Source organism: Kitasatospora sp. NPDC036993 (assembly GCF_055607525.1).
This window is the reverse complement of record NZ_JBVJRP010000003.1, coordinates 368,796-390,009: the sequence shown is the minus strand read 5'-3', so window position 1 is coordinate 390,009 and position 21,214 is coordinate 368,796. Positions and strand designations below refer to the sequence as shown.

Sequence of the window (21,214 nt, the reverse complement as noted above, 5' to 3'; positions counted from 1 at the left end):
CCGCGTGAAGCGCCACCTCGTCTCCGCCGCCGATCTCAGCCGCGACGACGCGCTGCTGATCCTGGACACCGCCGAGGAGCTGGCCCAGCTCTCCGGCCGGGCCGTCAAGAAGCTGCCCACGCTGCGCGGCCGCACCGTCGTCAACCTCTTCTTCGAGGACTCCACCCGGACGAAGACCTCCTTCGAGGTCGCCGAGAAGCGACTCTCGGCCGACGTCATCAACTTCTCCGCCAAGGGCTCCTCGGTCTCCAAGGGCGAGAGCCTCAAGGACACCGCGCTGACCCTCCAGGCGATGGGCGCCGACGCGGTGGTCATCCGCCACCACGCCTCCGGTGCCCCGGCCCGGCTGGCCCAGTCCGACTGGCTGCACGGCAGCGTGATCAACGCCGGTGACGGCACCCACGAGCACCCCACCCAGGCGCTGCTCGACGCCTTCACCATGCGCCGCCACCTCAACCCGGGCGGCGGCAACGACCTGGCGGGCCGCCGGGTGACCCTCGTCGGCGACGTGCTGCACAGCCGGGTCGCCCGCTCCAACGTCCACCTGCTGAACACCCTCGGCGCCCAGGTCACCTTCGTCGCCCCGCCGACGCTGCTGCCGATCGGCATCGAGAACTGGCCCTGCGAGATCAGCTACGACCTGGACAGCGTGCTGCCCAAGACGGACGCGCTGATGATGCTGCGGGTGCAGCGCGAGCGGATGAACGCCGCGTTCTTCCCGACCGAGCGCGAGTACAGCCGCCGCTACGGCATGAACGGCCGCCGGATGGCCCAGCTGCCTGACCGGGCGATCGTGATGCACCCCGGCCCGATGGTCCGCGGCATGGAGATCACCGCCGAGGTCGCCGACTCGCCGCGCTGCACCGCGATCGAGCAGGTCGCCAACGGCGTGTCCGTCCGGATGGCCGTCCTCTACCTGCTGCTCGGCGGCGCCGTCTTCGCCGACGCGTCCACCGACGCCCCCCGTACCGACTCCGTGGAGACCGTCAAGTGACCAGCTACCTGATCCGCAACGCCAAGATCCTGGGCGGAGCCCCGCAGGACCTCCACCTCGCCGACGGCGTGATCAAGGAGATCGGCACCGGCCTGGCGGTCGAGGCGGACATCGACATCGACGCCACCGGGCTGGTCGTCCTGCCCGGCCTGGTCGACCTCCACACCCACCTGCGCGAGCCCGGCCGCGAGGACGCCGAGACGGTGTTCACCGGCACCCGGGCCGCCGCGATGGGCGGCTTCACCGCCGTGCACGCGATGGCCAACACCACTCCGGTGGCGGACACGGCCGGCGTGGTCGAGCAGGTCTGGCGGCTCGGCCAGGAGGCCGGCTACTGCGACGTGCAGCCGGTCGGCGCCGTCACCGTCGGCCTGGGCGGCAAGAAGCTCGCCGAGCTCGGCGCGATGCACGAGTCCGCCGCGGGCGTCCGGGTCTTCTCCGACGACGGCAAGTGCGTGGACGACGCGGTGCTGATGCGCCGCGCCCTGGAGTACGTCAAGGCCTTCGACGGCGTCGTCGCCCAGCACGCCCAGGAGCCGCGGCTGACCGAGGGCGCCCAGATGAACGAGGGCCAGGTCTCCGGCGAGCTCGGGCTCGGCGGCTGGCCGGCCGTCGCCGAGGAGTCGATCATCGCCCGCGACGTGCTGCTCGCCGCGCACGTCGGCTCCCGGCTGCACGTCTGCCACGTCTCCACGGCCGGCTCGGTCGAGATCATCCGCTGGGCCAAGTCCAAGGGCTGGGACGTCACCGCCGAGGTGACCCCGCACCACCTGCTGCTCACCGACGAGCTGGTCCGCAGCTACGACCCGGTGTACAAGGTGAACCCGCCGCTGCGCACCGCCGAGGACGTCCAGGCGCTGCGCGAGGCGCTGGCCGACGGCACCATCGACGCCGTCGCCACCGACCACGCGCCGCACCCGGCCGAGGACAAGGACTGCGAGTGGGCCGTGGCCGCGATGGGCATGGTCGGCCTGGAGACCGCGCTGTCGGTCGTGCAGCAGACCATGGTCGACACCGGCCTGCTGAACTGGGAGGGCGTCGCGGACCGGATGTCGCACCGCCCGGCCCGGATCGGCCGGCTCGCCGGGCACGGCCGGCCGGTCTCGGTGGGTGAGCCCGCCAACCTCGTGCTGTTCGACCCCGCGTACCGTGGTGCCGTGAACCCGGACAGCTTCGCCACCCGCAGCCGCAACACCCCCTACAAGGGCCTGGACCTGCCCGGGCGGGTGCACGCCACCTTCCTGCGCGGCCGGGCCACCGTGCTGGCCGGCGAGCCGGTCGAGCAGGACGGCACGCGGTGATGGACCACGCCGCACTCGCCCAGGAACAGGCGAAGGTCACCAACTGGCCCGGCTACATCGGCTGGTCCGTCGGCCTGCTGATCCTGATCGGCCTCGTCTACTGGCTGATGCGCCAGGGCTGGAACTGGCGGCGCACCCTGCAGTCCGGCATCCCGCCGCTGCCCGCGGTGCCGGCCAGGGCCGGGCGCACGATCCTGGAGACCAGCGGGCGGTACCACGGCACGACCACCGCGGGGAACTGGCTCGACCGGGTCGTCGCGCACGGCCTCGGCACCCGCAGCCGCGCCGACCTCACCCTCGGCGAGGACGGCCTGCTGGTGCAGCGCCCCGGCGCCGTCGACTTCTGGATCCCGGCCGACCGGCTGACCGGTGCCCGAACGGACTCCGGGATCGCCGGCAAGGTCGTCCCCTCCGGGCTGCTCGTCGTCACCTGGACCCTTGCCCAGGCCCCGGCCGGGGAGGCCGCCGTGGACACCGAGCCGGACACCGAGCTGGACTCCGGCTTCCGGGCCGACCACCCCGACGAGCACGCCGCCTGGGTCGAGGCGATCACGCAGCTCGCCACACGTACGAAGACGAAGAAGACGGAAGAGGCCGCCAAATGACCGCACCTGCCCCCACCACGCAGCGCCAAAGGCGGGAGCGTACGCCTGCCGTGCTCGTCCTGGAGGACGGCCGGACGTTCCGCGGCGAGGCTTACGGCGCCACCGGCGAGACCTTCGGCGAGGCGGTCTTCAACACCGGCATGTCCGGCTACCAGGAGACCCTCACCGACCCGTCGTACCACCGCCAGGTGGTCGTCATGACCGCCCCGCAGATCGGCAACACCGGCTGGAACGACGAGGACGACGAGTCCAAGCGGATCTGGGTCGCCGGCTACGTGGTGCGCGACCCCGCCCGGGTCGCCTCCAACTGGCGCTCCCGCCGCTCGCTCGACGAGGAACTGGTCGCCCAGGGCGTCGTCGGCATCAGCGGCATCGACACCCGCGCGCTGACCCGCCACCTGCGCGAGCGCGGCGCGATGCGCTGCGGCATCTTCTCCGGCGAGGCGCTGGCCGACCAGGCCGCCCTGCTCGCCCGGGTGCAGCAGTCGCCCGAGATGAAGGGCGCCGACCTGTGCGCCGAGGTCGCCACCACCGAGCCGTACGTGGTGCCCGCGATCGGTGAGAAGCGCTTCACCGTCGCCGCGCTGGACCTCGGCATCAAGGCGATGACCCCGCAGCGGATGGCCGAGCGCGGCATCGAGGTGCACGTGCTGCCGGCCGACTCGACGCTGGAGGACGTCTACGCGGTGAACCCGGACGGCGTCTTCTTCTCCAACGGCCCGGGCGACCCGGCCACCGCCGACCACCAGGTCGCCGTCGCGCAGGGCGTGCTGGAGCGCGGGACCCCGTTCTTCGGGATCTGCTTCGGCAACCAGATCCTCGGCCGCGCACTGGGCTTCGGCACCTACAAGCTCAAGTACGGCCACCGCGGCATCAACCAGCCGGTGCAGGACCGCACCACCGGCAAGGTCGAGGTGACCGCCCACAACCACGGCTTCGCCGTGAACGCCCCGCTGGACAAGGTGAGCGACACCCCCTTCGGGCGGGTCGAGGTCTCCCACGTCTGCCTCAACGACGACGTGGTCGAGGGCCTCCAGGCGCTCGACGTCCCCGCGTTCAGCGTGCAGTACCACCCCGAAGCGGCCGCCGGTCCGCACGACGCCGCCTACCTGTTCGACCGCTTCGTGAAGCTCCTGGAGGGCCAGCGTGCCTAAGCGCACTGACATCAAGTCCGTCCTGGTGATCGGCTCCGGCCCGATCGTGATCGGCCAGGCCGCCGAGTTCGACTACTCGGGTACGCAGGCCTGCCGGGTTCTCAGGGCCGAGGGCCTGCGGGTCGTCCTGGTCAACTCCAACCCGGCCACGATCATGACCGACCCGGAGATCGCCGACGCCACCTACGTCGAGCCGATCACCCCGGAGTTCGTCGAGAAGATCATCGCCAAGGAGCGCCCCGACGCGCTGCTGCCGACCCTGGGCGGCCAGACCGCGCTCAACACCGCGATCTCGCTGCACGCGGCGGGCACGCTGGAGAAGTACGGCGTCGAGCTGATCGGCGCCGACGTCGAGGCGATCAACAAGGGCGAGGACCGCGAGCTCTTCAAGGGCGTCGTCGAGGCCGTCAACGCCAAGATCGGCCACGGCGAGTCCGCCCGCTCGGTCATCTGCCACACCATGGACGAGGTGCTGGCCGGCGTCGACACGCTCGGCGGCTACCCGGTCGTCGTCCGCCCCTCCTTCACCATGGGCGGCGCCGGCTCCGGCTTCGCCCACAACGAGGAGGACCTGCGCCGCATCGCCGGCCAGGGCCTGACCCTCTCGCCGACCACCGAGGTGCTCCTGGAGGAGTCCATCCTCGGCTGGAAGGAGTACGAGCTGGAGCTGATGCGCGACAAGAACGACAACGTCGTGGTCGTCTGCTCCATCGAGAACTTCGACCCGATGGGCGTGCACACCGGTGACTCGATCACCGTCGCCCCGGCGATGACCCTCACCGACCGCGAGTACCAGATCCTGCGCGACGTCGGCATCGCCGTCATCCGCGAGGTCGGCGTCGACACCGGCGGCTGCAACATCCAGTTCGCCGTCAACCCCGACGACGGCCGGATCATCGTCATCGAGATGAACCCGCGCGTCTCCCGCTCCTCGGCGCTCGCCTCCAAGGCCACCGGCTTCCCGATCGCCAAGATCGCCGCCAAGCTGGCCGTCGGCTACACCCTGGACGAGATCCCGAACGACATCACCGAGGAGACCCCGGCCTCCTTCGAGCCGGCCCTCGACTACGTCGTGGTCAAGGTGCCGCGGTTCGCGTTCGAGAAGTTCCCGAGCGCCGACGCGACGCTGACCACCACCATGAAGTCGGTCGGCGAGGCGATGGCCCTCGGCCGCAACTTCCCCGAGGCGCTCCAGAAGGCGCTGCGCTCGCTGGAGAAGAAGGGCTCCCAGTTCTCCTGGACCGGCCCGGTGGGCGGCAAGGCCGAGCTGCTGGAGAAGGCGGCCGTCCCGACCGACGGCCGGATCAACACCGTGATGGAGGCCGTCCGGGCCGGCGCCACCCCGGAGGAGGTGTTCGAGGCCACCAGGATCGACCCGTGGTTCGTCGACCAGCTCTTCCTGCTCGACGAGATCGCCGGCGAGCTGGCCGAGGCCGCCGAGCTCACCCCCGGGCTGCTGCGCCACGCCAAGCGGCACGGCTTCTCCGACCAGCAGATCGGCGAGATCCGCGGCCTGAAGCCGGACGTCGTCCGCGAGGTGCGCCACGCCCTCGGCATCCGCCCGGTGTTCAAGACCGTCGACACCTGCGCCGCCGAGTTCGCCGCCAAGACCCCGTACTTCTACTCGTCCTACGACGAGGAGAACGAGGTCGCCCCGCGCACCAAGCCCGCGGTGATCATCCTGGGCTCGGGTCCGAACCGCATCGGCCAGGGCATCGAGTTCGACTACTCCTGCGTGCACGCCTCCTTCGCGCTCGCCGACGCCGGGTACGAGACCGTCATGGTCAACTGCAACCCGGAGACCGTCTCCACCGACTACGACACCTCCGACCGGCTCTACTTCGAGCCGCTCACCCTGGAGGACGTGCTGGAGATCGTCCACGCCGAGCAGCAGGCCGGCCCGCTCGCCGGTGTGATCGTCCAGCTCGGCGGCCAGACCCCGCTGGGCCTGGCCCAGGCGCTCAAGGACAACGGCGTGCCGATCGTCGGCACCCAGCCCGAGGCGATCGACCTCGCCGAGGAGCGCGGCGCCTTCGGCCGCGTGCTGCGCGACGCCGGCCTGCCCGCGCCCAAGCACGGCACCGCCTTCTCCTTCGAGGAGGCCAAGGCGATCGCCGACGAGATCGGCTACCCGGTCCTCGCCCGCCCGTCCTACGTGCTCGGCGGCCGCGGCATGGAGATCGTCTACGACGAGGCCTCGCTCGCCTCGTACCTGGAGCGCCACGCCGGTCTGATCTCCGAGCACCCGGTGCTCATCGACCGCTTCCTGGACGACGCGGTGGAGATCGACGTCGACGCGCTCTACGACGGCACCGAGCTGTACCTCGGCGGCGTCATGGAGCACATCGAGGAGGCCGGCATCCACTCCGGCGACTCCGCCTGCGCGCTGCCCCCGATCACCCTCGGCGGCCACGACATCAAGCGCCTGCGCACCTCCACCGAGGCCATCGCGCGCGGCGTCGGCGTCCGCGGCCTGATCAACATCCAGTTCGCCCTCTCCGGCGACATCCTGTACGTCCTGGAGGCCAACCCGCGCGCCTCCCGGACCGTCCCGTTCACCTCCAAGGCGACCGCCGTGCCGCTGGCCAAGGCCGCCGCCCGGGTCTCGCTCGGCGCCACCATCGCCGAGCTGCGCGCCGAGGGCCTGCTCCCGGCCGAGGGCGACGGCGGCACGCTGCCCGCCGACGCGCCGATCGCGGTCAAGGAGGCCGTGATGCCGTGGAGCCGCTTCCGCGACATCCACGGCCGCGGGGTGGACACCGTGCTCGGCCCGGAGATGCGCTCGACCGGCGAGGTCATGGGCATCGACAAGGTCTTCGGCACGGCCTACGCCAAGGCCCAGACCGGTGCCTACGGCGCGCTGCCGACCAAGGGCAAGGTCTTCGTCTCGGTGGCCAACCGGGACAAGCGCAACCTGGTCTTCCCGGCCCGCGCGCTGGCCGGCCTCGGCTTCGAGCTGCTCGCCACCGCCGGCACCGCCGAGGTGCTCCAGCGCGGCGGCATCCCGTCCACGCTGGTGCGCAAGCACAGCGAGGGCGAGGGCCCGAACGGCGAGCGGACCATCGTCCAGCTGATCCACGACGGTGAGGTCGACCTCATCATCAACACGCCGTACGGCACCGGCGGCCGCCTCGACGGCTACGAGATCCGCACCGCGGCCGTGGCCCGCGCGGTGCCCTGCCTGACCACCGTCCAGGCGATGGGCGCGGCCGTGCAGGGCATCGACCGGCTGCTGCGCGAAGAGGTCGGGGTGATGTCGCTCCAGGAGCACGCCGAGCTGATCAACGCCGGCCGCAAGTAGCACCACCGCAGTGGGGGGCACCGGAGCCTTTGGGTGCCCCCCATATCCATGCCCACTTCCATGCCACGTACGGTCCGCGCCGCGGGAGTTGAACCACCCTTGTACAAGTTCCTCTTCGATCTCGTCTTCAAGAAGATGGACCCGGAGAAGGCCCACCACCTGGCCTTCTTCTGGATCCGCCTGGCCTCCTCGGTGCCCGGCCTGCGCACCCTGGTGCGGCTGGTGCTCGCCCCGCGCGACCGGGCCCTGCGCACCGGCGCCCTCGGCCTCGACCTGCCGGGCCCGTTCGGCCTGGCGGCCGGCTTCGACAAGAACGGCGTCGGCATCGACGGCCTGTCGATGCTCGGCTTCGACTACGTCGAGATCGGCACCGTCACCGGCGAGCCCCAGCCCGGCAACCCGGAGCCCCGGCTGTTCCGCCTGGTCGAGGACCGCGCGCTGATCAACCGGATGGGCTTCAACAACCAGGGCTCGGCCCGGGTCGCCGCCCGGCTGGCCGCCCGCCCGCACACCAGCTCCACCCCGGTGCTCGGCGTCAACATCGGCAAGACCAAGGTGGTCGAGGAGGCCGACGCGGTCGCCGACTACGTGAAGTCCACCGAGCGGCTGGCCCAGTACGCCGACTACCTGGTGGTCAACGTCAGCTCGCCGAACACCCCCGGGCTGCGCAACCTCCAGGCCGTGGACCACCTGCGGCCGCTGCTCTCCGCCGTCCGCGAGGCCGCCGACCGGACCACCGCGCACCACGTGCCGCTGCTGGTCAAGATCGCCCCCGACCTGGCCGACGAGGACGTCGACGCGGTCGCCGACCTCGCCCTGGAGCTGGGCCTGGACGGCATCATCGCCACCAACACCACGATCGGCCGCGAGGGCCTGCGCACCGACGCCGGGCGGGTCGAGGAGATCGGCATGGGCGGCCTGTCCGGCGCCCCGCTCAAGGCCCGCGCCCTGGAGGTGCTCCAGCGGCTGCGCGCCCGCACCGAGGGCCGGCTGACCCTGGTCTCGGTCGGCGGCATCGAGACCGCCGAGGACGCCTGGCAGCGGATCGTCCACGGCGCCGACCTGGTCCAGGGCTACAGCGCCTTCATCTACGAGGGCCCGTTCTGGTGCCGGCGGATCCACAAGGGCCTGTCCGCCAAGGTCCGCGAGGGCGGCTTCCGCAGCCTGGCCGAGGCCGTCGGCAGCGCCGTGCGCAGCTCCTGAACCCCTTCCACCACCCCAGGCCACCCCAGGAAAGAGACGACATGACCCTCGCCCCGTTCGGCGCCCGGCTGCGCAAGGCCCTCGACACCCGCGGCCAGCTCTGCGTCGGCATCGACCCGCACGCCTCCCTGCTCGCCTCCTGGGGCCTCGGCGACGACCTCGCCGGGCTGGAGACCTTCAGCCGCACCGTGGTCGAGGCGCTGGCCGACCGGGTGGCCGTGCTCAAGCCGCAGGCCGCCTTCTTCGAGCGCTTCGGCAGCAAGGGCGTCGCCGTGCTGGAGAAGACCGTCGAGGAGGCCAGGGCGGCCGGCGCGCTGGTCCTGATGGACGCCAAGCGCGGCGACATCGGCTCCACCATGGCCGCCTACGCCGAGGCCTTCCTGTCGCCGGGCAGCCCGCTGTTCTCGGACGCCGTGACGGTCAGCCCGTACCTGGGCTTCGGCTCGCTGCGCCCGGCCCTGGACCTGGCCAGGGAGCAGGGCTGCGGCGTCTTCGCGCTGGCGCTCACCTCCAACCCGGAGGGCGCCGAGGTGCAGCGCGCGGTGGGCGCGGACGGCGAGCCGGTCGCGGCCTCGGTGCTGCGGCAGCTGGCGGCGGAGAACGAGGGCGCCGCGCCGCTCGGCTCCTTCGGCGCGGTGGTCGGCGCGACGCTGGCCGACGCGGGCGTGGAGCTGGCCATCAACGGCCCGCTGCTGGCCCCCGGGATCGGCGCCCAGGGCGCGACCATGGCGGACCTGCCGCGGGTGTTCGGCGGCGCGGTGATCAACGTGGTGCCGAGCGTGAGCCGCGACGTGCTCAGGCACGGCCCCTCGGTGACGGCCCTGCGGGAGGCGGCGGAGCGCTTCGCCGGGGAGTTCGCGGACGCCGTCGGGTAGCCGTCGGGCCGGCCGGCGAGGTAGCCGCGCCGTGACCGTGCGCAGTGTCCGCAGGACGGCGGCGGCGCCCGGGAGTTGACGTGAGCGCCGTCACATCGGACCCGTCAAAGTTTCGCAATCGCGGTCATTTTGCCCTGGAAAGTCCTGGTCGGCCTTGGCTGACCAGGACTTTTCGTGTTCTTTTCCTGACGCGGAGCCGCAATCCGGGTAGTGTCCGGCGATAGGTCATCGGCGAGGCGCGATTTTCGTGGCTCCCGCAGGTCAGGGCCTTGTGGTTCCCCTTGCGGACGGTGTCCTCGGTACCGAACCAGTCATAGCTCAATCCCATCCATCCACACCCTGAGGTGAACGGCGTGGCTCTTCCGCCCCTTACCCCTGAACAGCGCACCGCCGCGCTCGCCAAGGCCGCCGAGGCTCGCCGGGAGCGCGCCGAGGTGAAGAACCGGCTCAAGCACTCCGGCGCCTCCCTGCACGAGGTGATCAAGGCCGGCAAGGCCGACAACGACGTCATCGGCAAGATGAAGGTCTCGGCTCTGCTGGAGTCCCTTCCGGGCGTCGGCAAGGTCCGGGCCAAGCAGATCATGGAGCGCCTCGGCATCAGCGAGAGCCGGCGTGTCCGCGGCCTCGGAACGAACCAGATCGCTTCCCTGGAGCGGGAGTTCGGCGGTGGCGCCGCCTGACCGTGCCCCCGTGGTCCCAGGATCCCCCGCGATCCGGGATAATCGGTGCATGAGTGAGCGTCCGCGGCTGACCGTGCTCTCCGGCCCTTCGGGGGTCGGCAAGAGCACGGTCGTCGCTCATATGAGGAAGATGTACCCCGAGGTCTGGCTCTCGGTGTCGGCGACGACCCGCCGCCCGAGGCCCGGCGAGAAGCACGGGGTCCAGTACCACTTCGTCGACAACGACGAGTTCGACAAGCTGGTCGCCAACGGCGAACTGCTGGAGTGGGCCGAGTTCGCCGGGAACCGCTACGGGACCCCGCGTGCGGCCGTGCTGGAGAAGCTGGAGCGCGGCGAGCCGGTGCTGCTGGAGATCGACCTCCAGGGCGCCCGGCAGGTGCGCGAGTCGATGCCCGAGGCGCAGCTGGTCTTCCTGGCTCCGCCGAGCTGGGACGAGCTGGTCCGCCGGCTGACCGGCCGGGGCACCGAGTCGCAGGACGTGATCGAGAAGCGGCTGGCGGCGGCCAAGATCGAGCTCGCCGCCGAGCCGGAGTTCGACACGACCCTTGTCAACACCTCCGTCGAGCAGGTAGCGGCCGAACTGCTAGCCTTGCTCGGTGTAGCCTGACCTGTCTGTCTTTTCCACCCTTTCGGAAGGTTTTAGCGTGTCCTCTTCCATGACCGCGCCCGAGGGCATCATCAACCCGCCGATCGACGAGCTGCTCGAGGCCACCGACTCCAAGTACAGCCTCGTGATCTACGCCGCCAAGCGCGCGCGCCAGATCAACGCGTACTACTCCCAGCTGGGCGAGGGCCTGCTGGAGTACGTCGGCCCGCTGGTCGACACCCATGTGCACGAGAAGCCGCTGTCGATCGCGCTGCGCGAGATCAACGCCGGCATGCTGACCGCCGAGGCGGTCGAGGGCGCCGCCTGAGGCAGCCCCGCACCTTTCCCGGAGGGCCCGGCGGAATCGTTTCCGCCGGGCCCTCCGGCGTTCCCGCTCGCGGGTGGGGCGCCGTGCGGGTGCCGTCCCGGGGGTCGTAGGGTGAGCGGGTTCCGGATCGGGAGAAAGGTCGGTACGTGACTGTGGACGCCCCCCGCGTGGTCCTCGGCGTGAGCGGCGGAATCGCCGCGTACAAGGCGTGCGAGCTGCTGCGCCGCTTCACCGAGTCCGGCCACCAGGTGACCGTGGTGCCGACCGCGGCCGCGCTGCACTTCGTCGGCGAGGCGACCTGGGCGGCGCTCTCCGGGCGCCCGGCCGCCACCGAGACCTGGGAGCGCGTGCACGAGGTGCCGCACGTGCGGATCGGGCAGCAGGCCGACCTGGTGGTGGTCGCCCCGGCCACCGCCGACCTGATCGCCAAGGCCGCCCACGGCCTCGCCGACGACCTGCTGACCAACACCCTGCTCACCGCCCGCTGTCCGGTCGTGGTCGCGCCCGCCATGCACACCGAGATGTGGGAGCACCCGGCCACCAGGGACAACGTCGCCACGCTGCGCCGCCGCGGCGTGATCGTGCTGGAGCCGGCCGTCGGGCGGCTCACCGGCAAGGACACCGGCAAGGGGCGGCTGCCCGAGCCGTCCGCGGTCTTCGACGCCTGCCGGGCCGTGCTGCGCCGCGGCGGGGCGGTGCCGACCGACCTCGCGGGCCGGCACGTGGTGGTCTCGGCCGGCGGCACCCGGGAGCCGCTGGACCCGGTGCGCTACCTGGGCAACCGGTCCTCCGGCAAGCAGGGCTACGCGCTCGCCGTGACGGCCGCGGCGCGCGGGGCCAGGGTGACGCTGCTCTCGGCCAATGCCGAGCTGCCGGACCCGGCCGGGGTGGACGTGGTGCACGTCTCGACCGCGCTGGAGCTGCGCGAGGCCGCGCTGGAGGCCGTCCGGGACGCGGACGCCGTGGTGATGGCCGCGGCGGTGGCGGACTTCCGGCCCGCGGAGTACGCGACCGGCAAGATCAAGAAGGTCGAGGGGACCGAGCCGGCGCCCGTCGCCCTGGTCCGCAACCCCGACATCCTGGCCGAGCTGGCGGCCCACCGGGCCCGTTCGGGTCAACTCGTGGTGGGCTTCGCGGCGGAGACCGACGACGTGCTCGCCAACGGCCGGGCCAAGCTCGTCCGCAAGGGTTGTGACCTGCTCGTCGTGAACGAGGTGGGCAACGGCAAGGCCTTCGGCCGGGACGTCAACGAGGCCGTGGTACTGGGCTCGGACGGCAGTGAGACGGCCGTTCCGGTGGGTCCGAAGGAGGCGCTCGCGGACGTGGTCTGGGACCTGGTCGCGAAGCGGCTGGAATCGGTCGCGATGTGATCGGAACCGGTCGCGTGGCGGGCGAGAATTCCTGAAGCGGGTGACGTTCGACGGAACCAGACCGTTAGACTCCTGGAATCAAGTCTTTCCGGAGATCCCCGGCCCGCCCGGGGAGCTTCAGTCAGCAGCCGCTGCAACCCCAGGGAGCGCTGTGTCTCGCCGCCTGTTCACCTCGGAGTCCGTGACCGAGGGACACCCCGACAAGATCGCTGACCAGATCAGCGACACCATCCTTGACGCTCTCCTGCGGGAGGACCCGACTTCCCGGGTCGCCGTGGAGACGCTCATCACCACCGGCCAGGTGCACGTGGCCGGCGAGGTGACCACCAAGGCGTACGCGCCGATCGCCCAGCTCGTCCGGGACAAGATCCTGGAGATCGGCTACGACAGCTCCAAGAAGGGCTTCGACGGCGCCTCCTGCGGCGTCTCGGTGTCCATCGGTGCCCAGTCGCCCGACATCGCGCAGGGCGTCGACACCGCGTACGAGGCACGGGTCGAAGGCGCCACCCAGAGGGACGACGGCGACGACCTGGACAAGCAGGGCGCCGGCGACCAGGGCCTGATGTTCGGCTACGCGTCCGACGAGACGCCCGAGCTCATGCCGCTGCCGATCACCCTGGCGCACCGCCTCTCCCGGCGGCTGACCGAGGTGCGCAAGAACGGGACCATCCCCTACCTGCGCCCCGACGGCAAGACCCAGGTCACCATCGAGTACGACGGCGACAAGGCCGTCCGCCTCGACACCGTGGTCGTCTCCACCCAGCACGCCAGCGACATCGACCTGGAGTCGCTGCTCACCCCGGACATCCGCGAGTTCGTGGTCGAGCCGGAGCTGAAGGCGCTGGCCGAGCAGGGCATCAAGCTCACCACCGAGGGCTACCGCCTGCTGGTCAACCCGACCGGCCGCTTCGAGATCGGCGGCCCGATGGGCGACGCCGGCCTCACCGGCCGCAAGATCATCATCGACACCTACGGCGGTATGGCCCGCCACGGCGGCGGCGCCTTCTCCGGCAAGGACCCGTCCAAGGTGGACCGCTCGGCCGCGTACGCGATGCGCTGGGTGGCGAAGAACATCGTCGCCGCCGGCCTCGCCCGCCGCGCCGAGGTGCAGGTCGCGTACGCGATCGGCAAGGCCGAGCCGGTCGGCCTGTTCGTGGAGACCTTCGGCACCGAGACGGTGCCGGTCCTCTCCATCCAGAACGCCGTCTCCGAGGTCTTCGACCTGCGTCCGGCCGCGATCATCCGCGACCTGGACCTGCTGCGCCCGATCTACTCCCAGACCGCCGCCTACGGCCACTTCGGCCGTGAGCTGCCGGACTTCACCTGGGAGCGCACCGACCGGGTGGAGCAGCTGAAGGCCGCCGTGCAGGACTGACGTCCGCAGCGCGAGGAGCGGCGCCCGTCCCCGTCCGGGGGCGGGCGCCGCTTCGTGCATTGTCGGTGTGACCTGGTAGTAGTTGGTGACGATGAGCAGCACAGGGGAGAACGGGGCCGGCGAGCCGGAGCAGCTGGCGTTCATCCGGGAGACGGTCAAGCGGGCCAAGCCGCGCACCTGGCACGGGGCCAAGCCGGCCGAGCACCTGCCGGTGGCCCGGGTCGTGGTGGACAAGGGCGTGCTCACCATCGACAAGTTCTTCGACTACGCGGTGCCGGCCGGCATGGCCGAGGAGGCCCAGCCGGGGGTCCGGGTGCGGGTGCGGTTCGGGGCGCGGGTGGTGAAGGGCCAGCGCGAGGGCGGGGAACTGCACGACGGGTTCATCGTCGCCCGGCTGGAGAAGAGCGACTTCGCCGGCCCGCTCGCCCCGCTGGCCCAGGTGCTCTCGCCCGAGCCGGTGCTCACCCCGCAACTGCTGCGGCTGTGCCGCACCGTCGCCGACCGGTACGCCGGGACGCTGGCCGACGTGCTCCAGCTGGCCGTCCCGCCCCGGCACGCCAAGGCCGAGGCCGAGCCCTCGCCGCCGCCGCTGCCGGCCCCCGCCGCGCCCGCGCCCGGCGGCTGGCAGCGCTACCCGGCCGGGCCGGACTTCCTCGCCGCACTGGCCGGCGGCGGCTCGCCGCGCGCGGTCTGGCCGGCGCTGCCGGGGCCCGGCTGGCCGTACGAGATCGCGCGGGCGGTGGCGGCGGCGCTGGCGAGCGGGCGCGGGGCGATGGTCGTGCTCCCCGAGGGGCGCTCGGTGGCCCGGGTCGACCAGGCGCTGACCGAACTGCTCGGCCCCGGGATGCACGTGGCGCTGGAGGCCGACCTCGGCCCGCGCGAGCGCTACAAGCGCTGGCTCGCGGTGAGCCGGGGCTCGGTGCGCGCCGTGATCGGGACCAGGGCCACCATGTTCGCCCCGGTCCGGGACCTCGGCCTGGTCGTGGTCTGGTCGGACGGGGACGGCAGCCACAGCGACCCGCGCGCCCCGCACCCGCACGTGCGGGAGGTGGCGCTGCTGCGCGCCGCGGACGAGGGCGCGGCGGTGCTGCTCGGCGGGCACGCGGTGACGGTGGAGGGCGCGCAGCTGGTCAGCACCGGCTGGGCGCGCCCGCTGGTCGCCGACCGGGAGACGGTGCGGCAGGTCGCGCCCAGGGTGCGGACCGTCACCGACCAGGACCAGCACCGGGACGCCGCCGCACAGGCCGCCCGGCTGCCCTCGGTGGGCTGGGAGGCCGCCAGGGAGGCGCTGGCCGCCGGGCACCCGGTGCTCATCCAGGTGCCCAGGCGCGGCTACGTGCCCAGGCTGGCCTGCGGGCGCTGCCGCACGCCCGCCCGCTGCCGGCGCTGCGAGGGGCCGCTGGAGGCGCCCTCGGCGGACGCCCTGGTCTGCGGCTGGTGCGGGGAACAGGAGAACGACTGGCACTGCCCCGAGTGCGGATCCTTCCGGCTGCGGGCCCAGGTGGTCGGGGCCCGGCGGACCGCGGAGGAGCTGGGCAAGGCGTTCCCGCGCATCCCGGTGCGGACCTCGGGCCGGGAGGCGGTGCTGACCACCGTGCCGGACGAGCCCTCGCTGGTGATCTCCACGCCGGGCGCCGAGCCGGTGGTGGAGGGCGGCGGCGGGTACGGGGCCGCGCTGCTGCTGGACGGCTGGGCGCTGCTCAGCCGGCCCGACCTGCGGGCGGGCGAGGAGGCGCTGCGGCTCTGGCTCGCGGCGGCCGCGCTGGTGCGGCCCTCCACGGAGGGCGGGACGGTGGTCGTGGTCGCCGAGCCCTCGGCCCGTCCGGTGCAGGCGCTGGTGCGCTGGGACCCGCTGGGGCACGCCGGGCTGGAGCGGGACGAGCGGGCACAGCTGCACTTCCCGCCGGTGTCGCGGATGGCCGCGGTGAGCGGGAGCCCGTCGGCGGTCGCGGACCTGCTGAACCTGATCCGGCTGCCGGAGGGGGCGGACGTGCTCGGGCCGGTGCCGGTGCCGGCGCTGCGGGGGGAGGAGCAGGAGCGGGCGCTGGTGCGGGTGGCGCCCGGGCAGGGGAACGCGCTGGCGGCGGCGCTCAAGGCGGCGCAGATCGCGCGGATCGCGCTGCGGACGGCGGAGCCGGTGCGGGTGCGGGTGGATCCGATGGACATCGGCTGAGGGGTCTGCTTCTGCCCGGGGGGCGGCGACAGGGCCTGGTGGAGTGGTGAGTCGGCGGGGCGGTGAGCGGGTGGGGCCTGGCGGGGCGCCGGGGCGCCGGGGTGTCCGGGTGAGCGGGTGGGGCGGGGTGAGTGGGCCACCCCGCCCCGGAGGGCCCGGTTGCGGGGCTCGGTCAGCCGCGCAGCGGGATGCCGGGTCGGTCCGCCTGGGAGCGGTCGACGGGGGTGCCGCGGTCGGTCGGTGCGCGGTCGACGGGGGTGCGGTCGATGGGGATGTGGTCCATCGGGCCGCGGTCCATGGGGATGTGGTCCATGGGGGTGCGGTCGACGGGCATGTGGTCCATCGGGCCGCGGTCCAGTGCGGTGCGGTCGATGGGGGTGCGGTCGAGCGAGGTGCGGTCCAGACCGCCGCGCTCCAGGCCGGTTCGGTCGAGGCTGCCCCGCTCCAGGCTGGCGCGGTCCAGGCCGCCCTGGCGGGCCGCCGGGACGGTCGTGGCCAGACCGGTGCGCTCGGTGCCGACGGCGGGCAGCTCCTCGGAGCGGTCCGGGCGGCCCTGGCCGGGAACGCCGCCGCTCGCGGCGAGGAGTTCGCTGGTCGGGCGGCGCATGCCGTAACGCCGGTGTACGGCCTGCTTGGTGACCCCGAGGGCGGAGCCCACCGAGTCCCAGGAGAAGCCCAGCGCCCGGTCGAACTCGACCGCCGCCGCCACCAGGGTCTCCACGCTCTCCCGCAGTTCCTGCGCCAGGCGCACGGTCGGCGCCGGCGCCCGCCCGTACACCACGAAGCCGGCCGAGGTGCTCGGTCGGCGCGGACGGTAGACGTTGCCCAGTTGAGCGGTGAGCGTCCGCAGCGCGTCGACCTGCCGCCTCACCCGCTCGATGTCCCGCACCAGCAGGTGCAGGCTCGCCCTCGCCCGGGCGTCGTGGTTGATCTGCTCGGCCATGGCCTACGTGCCACCTTCCGTACGGTTCAGCTCGGCCGGGACTCGGTGTCCCGTGTGCCCGGCCCCGGTCAATCTCTCTTGACAACGCCGAATCGGGGGCCGGGGTAACGCGGCTCGGCACAGTCGGGGTGTGGCGGAGGCCGATCAGGGCCAGGGAAGGGGGTTCCGGCGGGGTGGGGGAGGGGCCGGGAGAGGAAGGGGAGGGGCCGGGACGAGGGGCGCGGGACGTCCGGGCGGGTTGCATAGACTGGCGGGTGAACCAGTAGCCGACCGCAGCCCGCGCCCCAACGGACAGGAGCCCGCACCCCGTGGCGATCCAGCCGATCCGTCTCTTCGGAGACCCCGTCCTGCGGGCCACCGCCAAGCCGGTGACCACCTTCGACAAGGAACTGCGCAAGCTGGTCGCCGACCTCACCGAGACCATGCTGGACGCCCCGGGAGCCGGCCTCGCCGCGCCCCAACTCGGCGTCTCGCTGAGGGTGTTCACGTACCACGTGGACGGCGTCACCGGGCATCTGATCAACCCGGACCTGTCGCTGAGCGAGGAGGAGCAGGACGGCCCCGAGGGCTGTCTGTCGCTGCCCGGCCTGCGCTACGACACCAGGCGCGCGTACGGCGTGGTGGCCAAGGGCTTCACCATGTACGGCGATCCGGTGACGCTGGAGGGCACGCAGCTGCTCGCCAGGTGCATCCAGCACGAGACCGACCACCTGGACGGCATCATCTTCATCGACCGGCTCGACCGCGAGCAGCGCAAGGCCGCGCTCAGGGCGATCCGGGAGGCGGACTGGGACGGCGGGCGGGCCCCGGTGGTCAAGGTCTCGCCGCACAGCACCTTCGGGTCCGCCCGCTGAAGCCCGCTGGTTTCCTGAACTTCTGTTTGCAGAAAGGTACTTGATGCGTCTCGTCTTCGCCGGCACCCCCGAGGTCGCCGTTCCCGCCCTGGACGCCCTGCTCGCCTCGGACCGGCACGAGGTCGTCGCCGTGGTCACCCGCCCCGACGCCCCGGCCGGGCGCGGGCGCAAGCTGGTCGCCAGCCCCGTCGCCCAGCGCGCCGAGGAGGCCGGGATCGAGGTCCTCAAGCCGGCGAAGCCCAGCGACCCGGACTTCGTCGCCCGGCTCACCGAACTCGCTCCCGACTGCTGCCCGGTGGTCGCCTACGGCGCGCTGCTGCGCCCCGGCACCCTGGAGATTCCCAAGCACGGCTGGGTCAACCTGCACTTCTCGCTGCTGCCCGCCTGGCGCGGCGCGGCGCCCGTCCAGCACGCGGTGCTGGCCGGCGACGAGGTCACCGGCGCGTCCACCTTCCTGATCGAGCAGGGCCTGGACTCCGGCCCGGTCTACGGCGTGATCACCGAGGAGATCCGCCCGGCCGACACCAGCGGCGAGCTGCTCACCCGGCTGTCGGTCTCCGGTGCGCGGCTGCTCGCCGCCACCATGGACGGCATCGAGGACGGCTCCCTGCACGCCGTGCCGCAGCCGGCCGAGGGCGTCACCCTGGCACCGAAGATCTCCGTCGAGGACGCGCGGATCGACTGGAACCACCCCGCGCTGCGGATCGACCGCGTGGTGCGCGGCTGCGCCCCGGCGCCCGGCGCCTGGACGGAGTTCCGGGGCGAGCGGCTGAAGGTCACCGGGCCGGTCAGGCTGCTGACGGACTCCGCCGAGCTGGCGCCGGGCGAGGTCGCGATGGCAGGCAAGAACAGCGTCCGGGTCGGCACCGGCAGCCACGACGTCGAGCTGGGCGAGGTGCGTCCGCAGGGCAAGAAGGAGATGCGGGCCGCCGACTGGGCCCGGGGCGCGCGGCTGGAGGCGGGGGAGCGGCTCGGGGGCTGAGCTCCGGGTTTGGCGTTACTGTTCGTCTGAGATCGTTCGATCGGACCGTCCGTGTTCCGCCCGTCCGCATTCGTCTGTTCTCGTTTGAGTTTGTTCCAGTCCGTTCGAGTTCGTCCGAGCTCGTCCGGGTTCGTTGATAACCACCGCAGCACCTTGAGGCACCTGTGACCACCCCCAGCGCCAAGCGCGCCCCCCGCCCGCACCGCCGCCCGAAGAAGGACCCGGCCCGGATCGTCGCGTTCCGCGCGCTGCGCGCCGTCGACGAGCGCGACGCGTACGCCAACCTGATCCTGCCCTCGCTGCTCAGGGAGGCCGAGCAGAAGGGCATGGACCGGCGCGACGCCGCCCTCGCCACCGAACTGGTCTACGGCACCCTGCGCCTGCAGGGCACCTACGACGCGATCATCGCCGCCTGCATCGACCGGCCGCTCGGCAAGGTGGACCCGCCGGTACTGGACGTGCTCTCGCTCGGCGCCCACCAGCTGCTCACCACCCGCATCCCCAGTCACGCGGCCGTCTCGGCGACCGTCGAGCTGGCCCGGGTGGTGCTCGGCGACGGCAAGGCGAAGTTCGTCAACGCCGTGCTGCGCCGGATCAGCGCCCGCGACCTGGACGCCTGGATCGAGCAGGTCGCCCCGCCGTACGACCAGGACGCCGAGGACCACCTGGCCGTCGTGCACTCGCACCCGCGCTGGGTGGTCTCCGCGCTCTGGGACTCCCTCGGCCGCTGGCAGCCGGACGCCTCCGGGCGCGCCGCGCTGGAGGAGCTGCTGCGGGCCGACAACGAGCGCCCCGAGGTCACCCTGGTCGCCCGGCCCGGCCGGGCCACCGTCGGCGAGCTGGCCGAGGCGCTGCCGGAGGCCGAGCCGGGGCGCTGGTCCCCGTTCGCGCTGCGGCTCGCCGAGGGCGGCGACCCTGGCTCGGTGGCGGCGGTGCAGGAGAACCGGGCGGGCGTGCAGGACGAGGGCAGCCAGCTGGTCGCGCTGGCGCTGGCCGCGGCGCCGGTCGAGGGCCAGGACCGGCTCTGGCTGGACGGCTGCGCCGGCCCCGGCGGCAAGGCCGCACTGCTCGCCGCGCTGGCCGCCGAGCGCGGCGCGGCGCTGGTCGCGAGCGAGAAGCAGCCGCACCGGGCCCGGCTGGTGGCGCGGGCACTGGCGGGCAACCCAGGACCGTACACGGTGATCGCGGCGGACGGGACGCGCCCGGCCTGGCGGTCCGGCGGCTTCGACCGGGTCCTGGTCGACGTGCCGTGCTCCGGCCTCGGCGCGCTGCGGCGCCGCCCGGAGGCGCGCTGGCGGCGCCGTCCTGCCGACATCGCGGCCTTCGGCCCGCTCCAGCGGGACCTGCTGCGCTCGGCGGTCGAGGCCACCCGGGTCGGTGGCGTGGTCGGCTACGCGACCTGCTCGCCGCACCTCGCGGAGACCCGGGCGGTGGTGGACGACGTGATGCGGAGCGAGGGCGGTCGGGTCGAGTGGATCGACGCGCGCCCGCTGCTGCCCGGCGTCCCGGCGCTCGGCGACGGGCCGGACGTGCAGCTGTGGCCGCACCTGCACGGGACGGACGCGATGTACCTGGCGCTGCTGCGGCGCACCGCCTGACCTGCTGACGCGCCTTCCCGGCCGGGGTCCGCCACCCCGGCCGGGAAGGCGTCGGTCGCTTCGCAGGGTGGGGGCTGATTTGTCGGGCAGCGGCGGGGGTTGACGGCGGGTCAGGTGTCGGGTTCCATGGCTTCTGTGTAGCCGCTCGGCTGCATGATCTTGGGGGCAGGCTTCGTCGCGTCGAGCGGCGGAGCAGGGGAAGCGACCTCACAAGACATGCGGCGCGATGCGGCTGTTCTCGTTGTGCGGGGTGCGATCCTCCACGGCTGCCCTCCCCGATGCCGGGAGGCGAAGAGTGTCATCGGACGTTCGACGATCGCGGGGCGAAGCCGTCGGGTCGGGGGGCGTGCCGGAGCCGCGGGTGCTCCGGGTGCCCCGGACTTCTCGGGCTTCCGGGGTGTCCAGGGCTTCTCGGGCAGGGCTGGGGCTGGACGGCCGCAGGCTCGACCTGGTCGCCCTGCTGGCGATCGTGGTGGTGTGTGCCCTGATCTGCCTGCTGGCCGGTCCGGGGGCGCTCCAGGCGGTCATCGGCGCGGCGGGCATCCTGTTCGCCGCCTGGCGGATGCCGCGGCGGTCCGGGCGGGAGGAGGACCGCGGGGACGGGCCTCGGGGGTGAGGGGTCGCGGATCCGGGGGCTCGCACCTCCCGTAGGGGGAGGTAGCGGGGGGCCATGAACGGCGACGCGACGTGCACCACCGGTGAGGCGGTCCGGCGGCCCTGATCGGGGAGTTCCTGGCAGGGGTGTTCGATGGCGCCGGGCGGGCCGGCCGGTTCGTCTCCGTGGCGCGCTCGTTGAAGTGGGGCTGCCGGAGGAGCCGTCGGTCGAACAGGTGGCGGCCTGGGCGGAGTTGGCGCAGCTAGCGGGGGGCCGGGAACTGCTGCGCGGGCTCGC

Annotated in this window: 17 protein-coding genes and 1 pseudogene; 17 read left to right on the top strand and 1 reads right to left on the bottom strand. The window is 73.0% G+C overall.

What is annotated here, in order from left to right; genetic code table 11:
- Positions 1-4: 4 nt before the first annotated feature.
- The 13 genes from ACZ7C5_RS07980 to ACZ7C5_RS07920 all read left to right on the top strand — a co-directional run bounded on the left by ACZ7C5_RS07980 (position 5) and on the right by ACZ7C5_RS07920 (position 15,945).
- A complete protein-coding gene (locus ACZ7C5_RS07980) occupies positions 5-994 on the top strand; it encodes an aspartate carbamoyltransferase catalytic subunit (RefSeq protein WP_470322251.1) in 990 nt (329 codons plus the stop codon).
- Entirely contained in the window at positions 991-2,295 is a 1,305-nt protein-coding gene (locus tag ACZ7C5_RS07975; RefSeq protein WP_401087430.1) for a dihydroorotase, read from the top strand. Before ACZ7C5_RS07980 ends, ACZ7C5_RS07975 begins: the two co-directional genes overlap by 4 nt.
- The gene (locus tag ACZ7C5_RS07970) at positions 2,295-2,900 is read left to right on the top strand and encodes a PH-like domain-containing protein (protein ID WP_401087428.1); all 606 of its coding nucleotides are present in this window, start codon (positions 2,295-2,297) and stop codon (positions 2,898-2,900) included. Before ACZ7C5_RS07975 ends, ACZ7C5_RS07970 begins: the two co-directional genes overlap by 1 nt.
- Positions 2,897-4,054 (top strand): glutamine-hydrolyzing carbamoyl-phosphate synthase small subunit, encoded by a 1,158-nt coding sequence (gene carA, locus ACZ7C5_RS07965; protein WP_188297235.1) that lies wholly within the window; start codon positions 2,897-2,899, stop codon positions 4,052-4,054. Before ACZ7C5_RS07970 ends, carA begins: the two co-directional genes overlap by 4 nt.
- Complete coding sequence (carB, locus tag ACZ7C5_RS07960) at positions 4,047-7,355, top strand: carbamoyl-phosphate synthase large subunit (RefSeq protein ID WP_470322250.1); 3,309 nt, start codon at positions 4,047-4,049, stop codon at positions 7,353-7,355. Before carA ends, carB begins: the two co-directional genes overlap by 8 nt.
- A gap of 99 nt (positions 7,356-7,454) precedes the next feature.
- Entirely contained in the window at positions 7,455-8,558 is a 1,104-nt protein-coding gene (locus tag ACZ7C5_RS07955; protein WP_188297237.1) for a quinone-dependent dihydroorotate dehydrogenase, read from the top strand.
- A gap of 41 nt (positions 8,559-8,599) precedes the next feature.
- Positions 8,600-9,433, top strand: coding sequence for an orotidine-5'-phosphate decarboxylase (pyrF, locus tag ACZ7C5_RS07950; protein ID WP_401087422.1), 834 nt, complete (start codon positions 8,600-8,602; stop codon positions 9,431-9,433).
- Between the two features lie 353 nt (positions 9,434-9,786).
- Positions 9,787-10,113 (top strand): integration host factor, actinobacterial type, encoded by a 327-nt coding sequence (mihF, locus tag ACZ7C5_RS07945; protein WP_030056187.1) that lies wholly within the window; start codon positions 9,787-9,789, stop codon positions 10,111-10,113.
- A gap of 49 nt (positions 10,114-10,162) precedes the next feature.
- On the top strand, positions 10,163-10,720 hold the full coding sequence (gene gmk, locus ACZ7C5_RS07940; protein ID WP_470322249.1) for a guanylate kinase: 558 nt from the start codon (positions 10,163-10,165) through the stop codon (positions 10,718-10,720).
- Positions 10,721-10,757: 37 nt separating this feature from the next.
- Positions 10,758-11,027: a DNA-directed RNA polymerase subunit omega gene (gene rpoZ, locus ACZ7C5_RS07935; RefSeq protein ID WP_188297240.1), complete on the top strand. Its 270-nt coding sequence runs from the start codon at positions 10,758-10,760 to the stop codon at positions 11,025-11,027.
- A gap of 152 nt (positions 11,028-11,179) precedes the next feature.
- Positions 11,180-12,397 (top strand): bifunctional phosphopantothenoylcysteine decarboxylase/phosphopantothenate--cysteine ligase CoaBC, encoded by a 1,218-nt coding sequence (gene coaBC, locus ACZ7C5_RS07930; RefSeq protein WP_401087738.1) that lies wholly within the window; start codon positions 11,180-11,182, stop codon positions 12,395-12,397.
- 151 nt (positions 12,398-12,548) lie between these two features.
- A complete protein-coding gene (metK, locus tag ACZ7C5_RS07925; RefSeq protein ID WP_470322248.1) occupies positions 12,549-13,772 on the top strand; it encodes a methionine adenosyltransferase in 1,224 nt (407 codons plus the stop codon).
- A 91-nt stretch (positions 13,773-13,863) separates the two neighbouring features.
- A complete protein-coding gene (locus ACZ7C5_RS07920) occupies positions 13,864-15,945 on the top strand; it encodes a primosomal protein N' (protein ID WP_470322247.1) in 2,082 nt (693 codons plus the stop codon).
- Positions 15,946-16,542: 597 nt separating this feature from the next.
- Here ACZ7C5_RS07920 and ACZ7C5_RS07915 read toward each other — a convergent pair.
- A pseudogene (locus ACZ7C5_RS07915) lies at positions 16,543-16,888 on the bottom strand (hypothetical protein); the annotation flags it as partial.
- A 308-nt stretch (positions 16,889-17,196) separates the two neighbouring features.
- Here ACZ7C5_RS07915 and def point away from each other — a divergent pair.
- The 4 genes from def (at position 17,197) to ACZ7C5_RS07895 (ending at position 20,938) form a co-directional block, all read left to right on the top strand.
- On the top strand, positions 17,197-17,742 hold the full coding sequence (def, locus tag ACZ7C5_RS07910; RefSeq protein WP_401087416.1) for a peptide deformylase: 546 nt from the start codon (positions 17,197-17,199) through the stop codon (positions 17,740-17,742).
- A 43-nt stretch (positions 17,743-17,785) separates the two neighbouring features.
- Positions 17,786-18,724 (top strand): methionyl-tRNA formyltransferase, encoded by a 939-nt coding sequence (gene fmt / locus ACZ7C5_RS07905; RefSeq protein WP_401087414.1) that lies wholly within the window; start codon positions 17,786-17,788, stop codon positions 18,722-18,724.
- A gap of 164 nt (positions 18,725-18,888) precedes the next feature.
- Positions 18,889-20,322, top strand: coding sequence for an RsmB/NOP family class I SAM-dependent RNA methyltransferase (locus tag ACZ7C5_RS07900; RefSeq protein WP_401087412.1), 1,434 nt, complete (start codon positions 18,889-18,891; stop codon positions 20,320-20,322).
- Between the two features lie 397 nt (positions 20,323-20,719).
- Positions 20,720-20,938, top strand: a complete 219-nt coding sequence (locus tag ACZ7C5_RS07895; RefSeq protein ID WP_470322246.1) for a hypothetical protein — start codon at positions 20,720-20,722, stop codon at positions 20,936-20,938.
- Positions 20,939-21,214 lie beyond the last annotated feature (276 nt).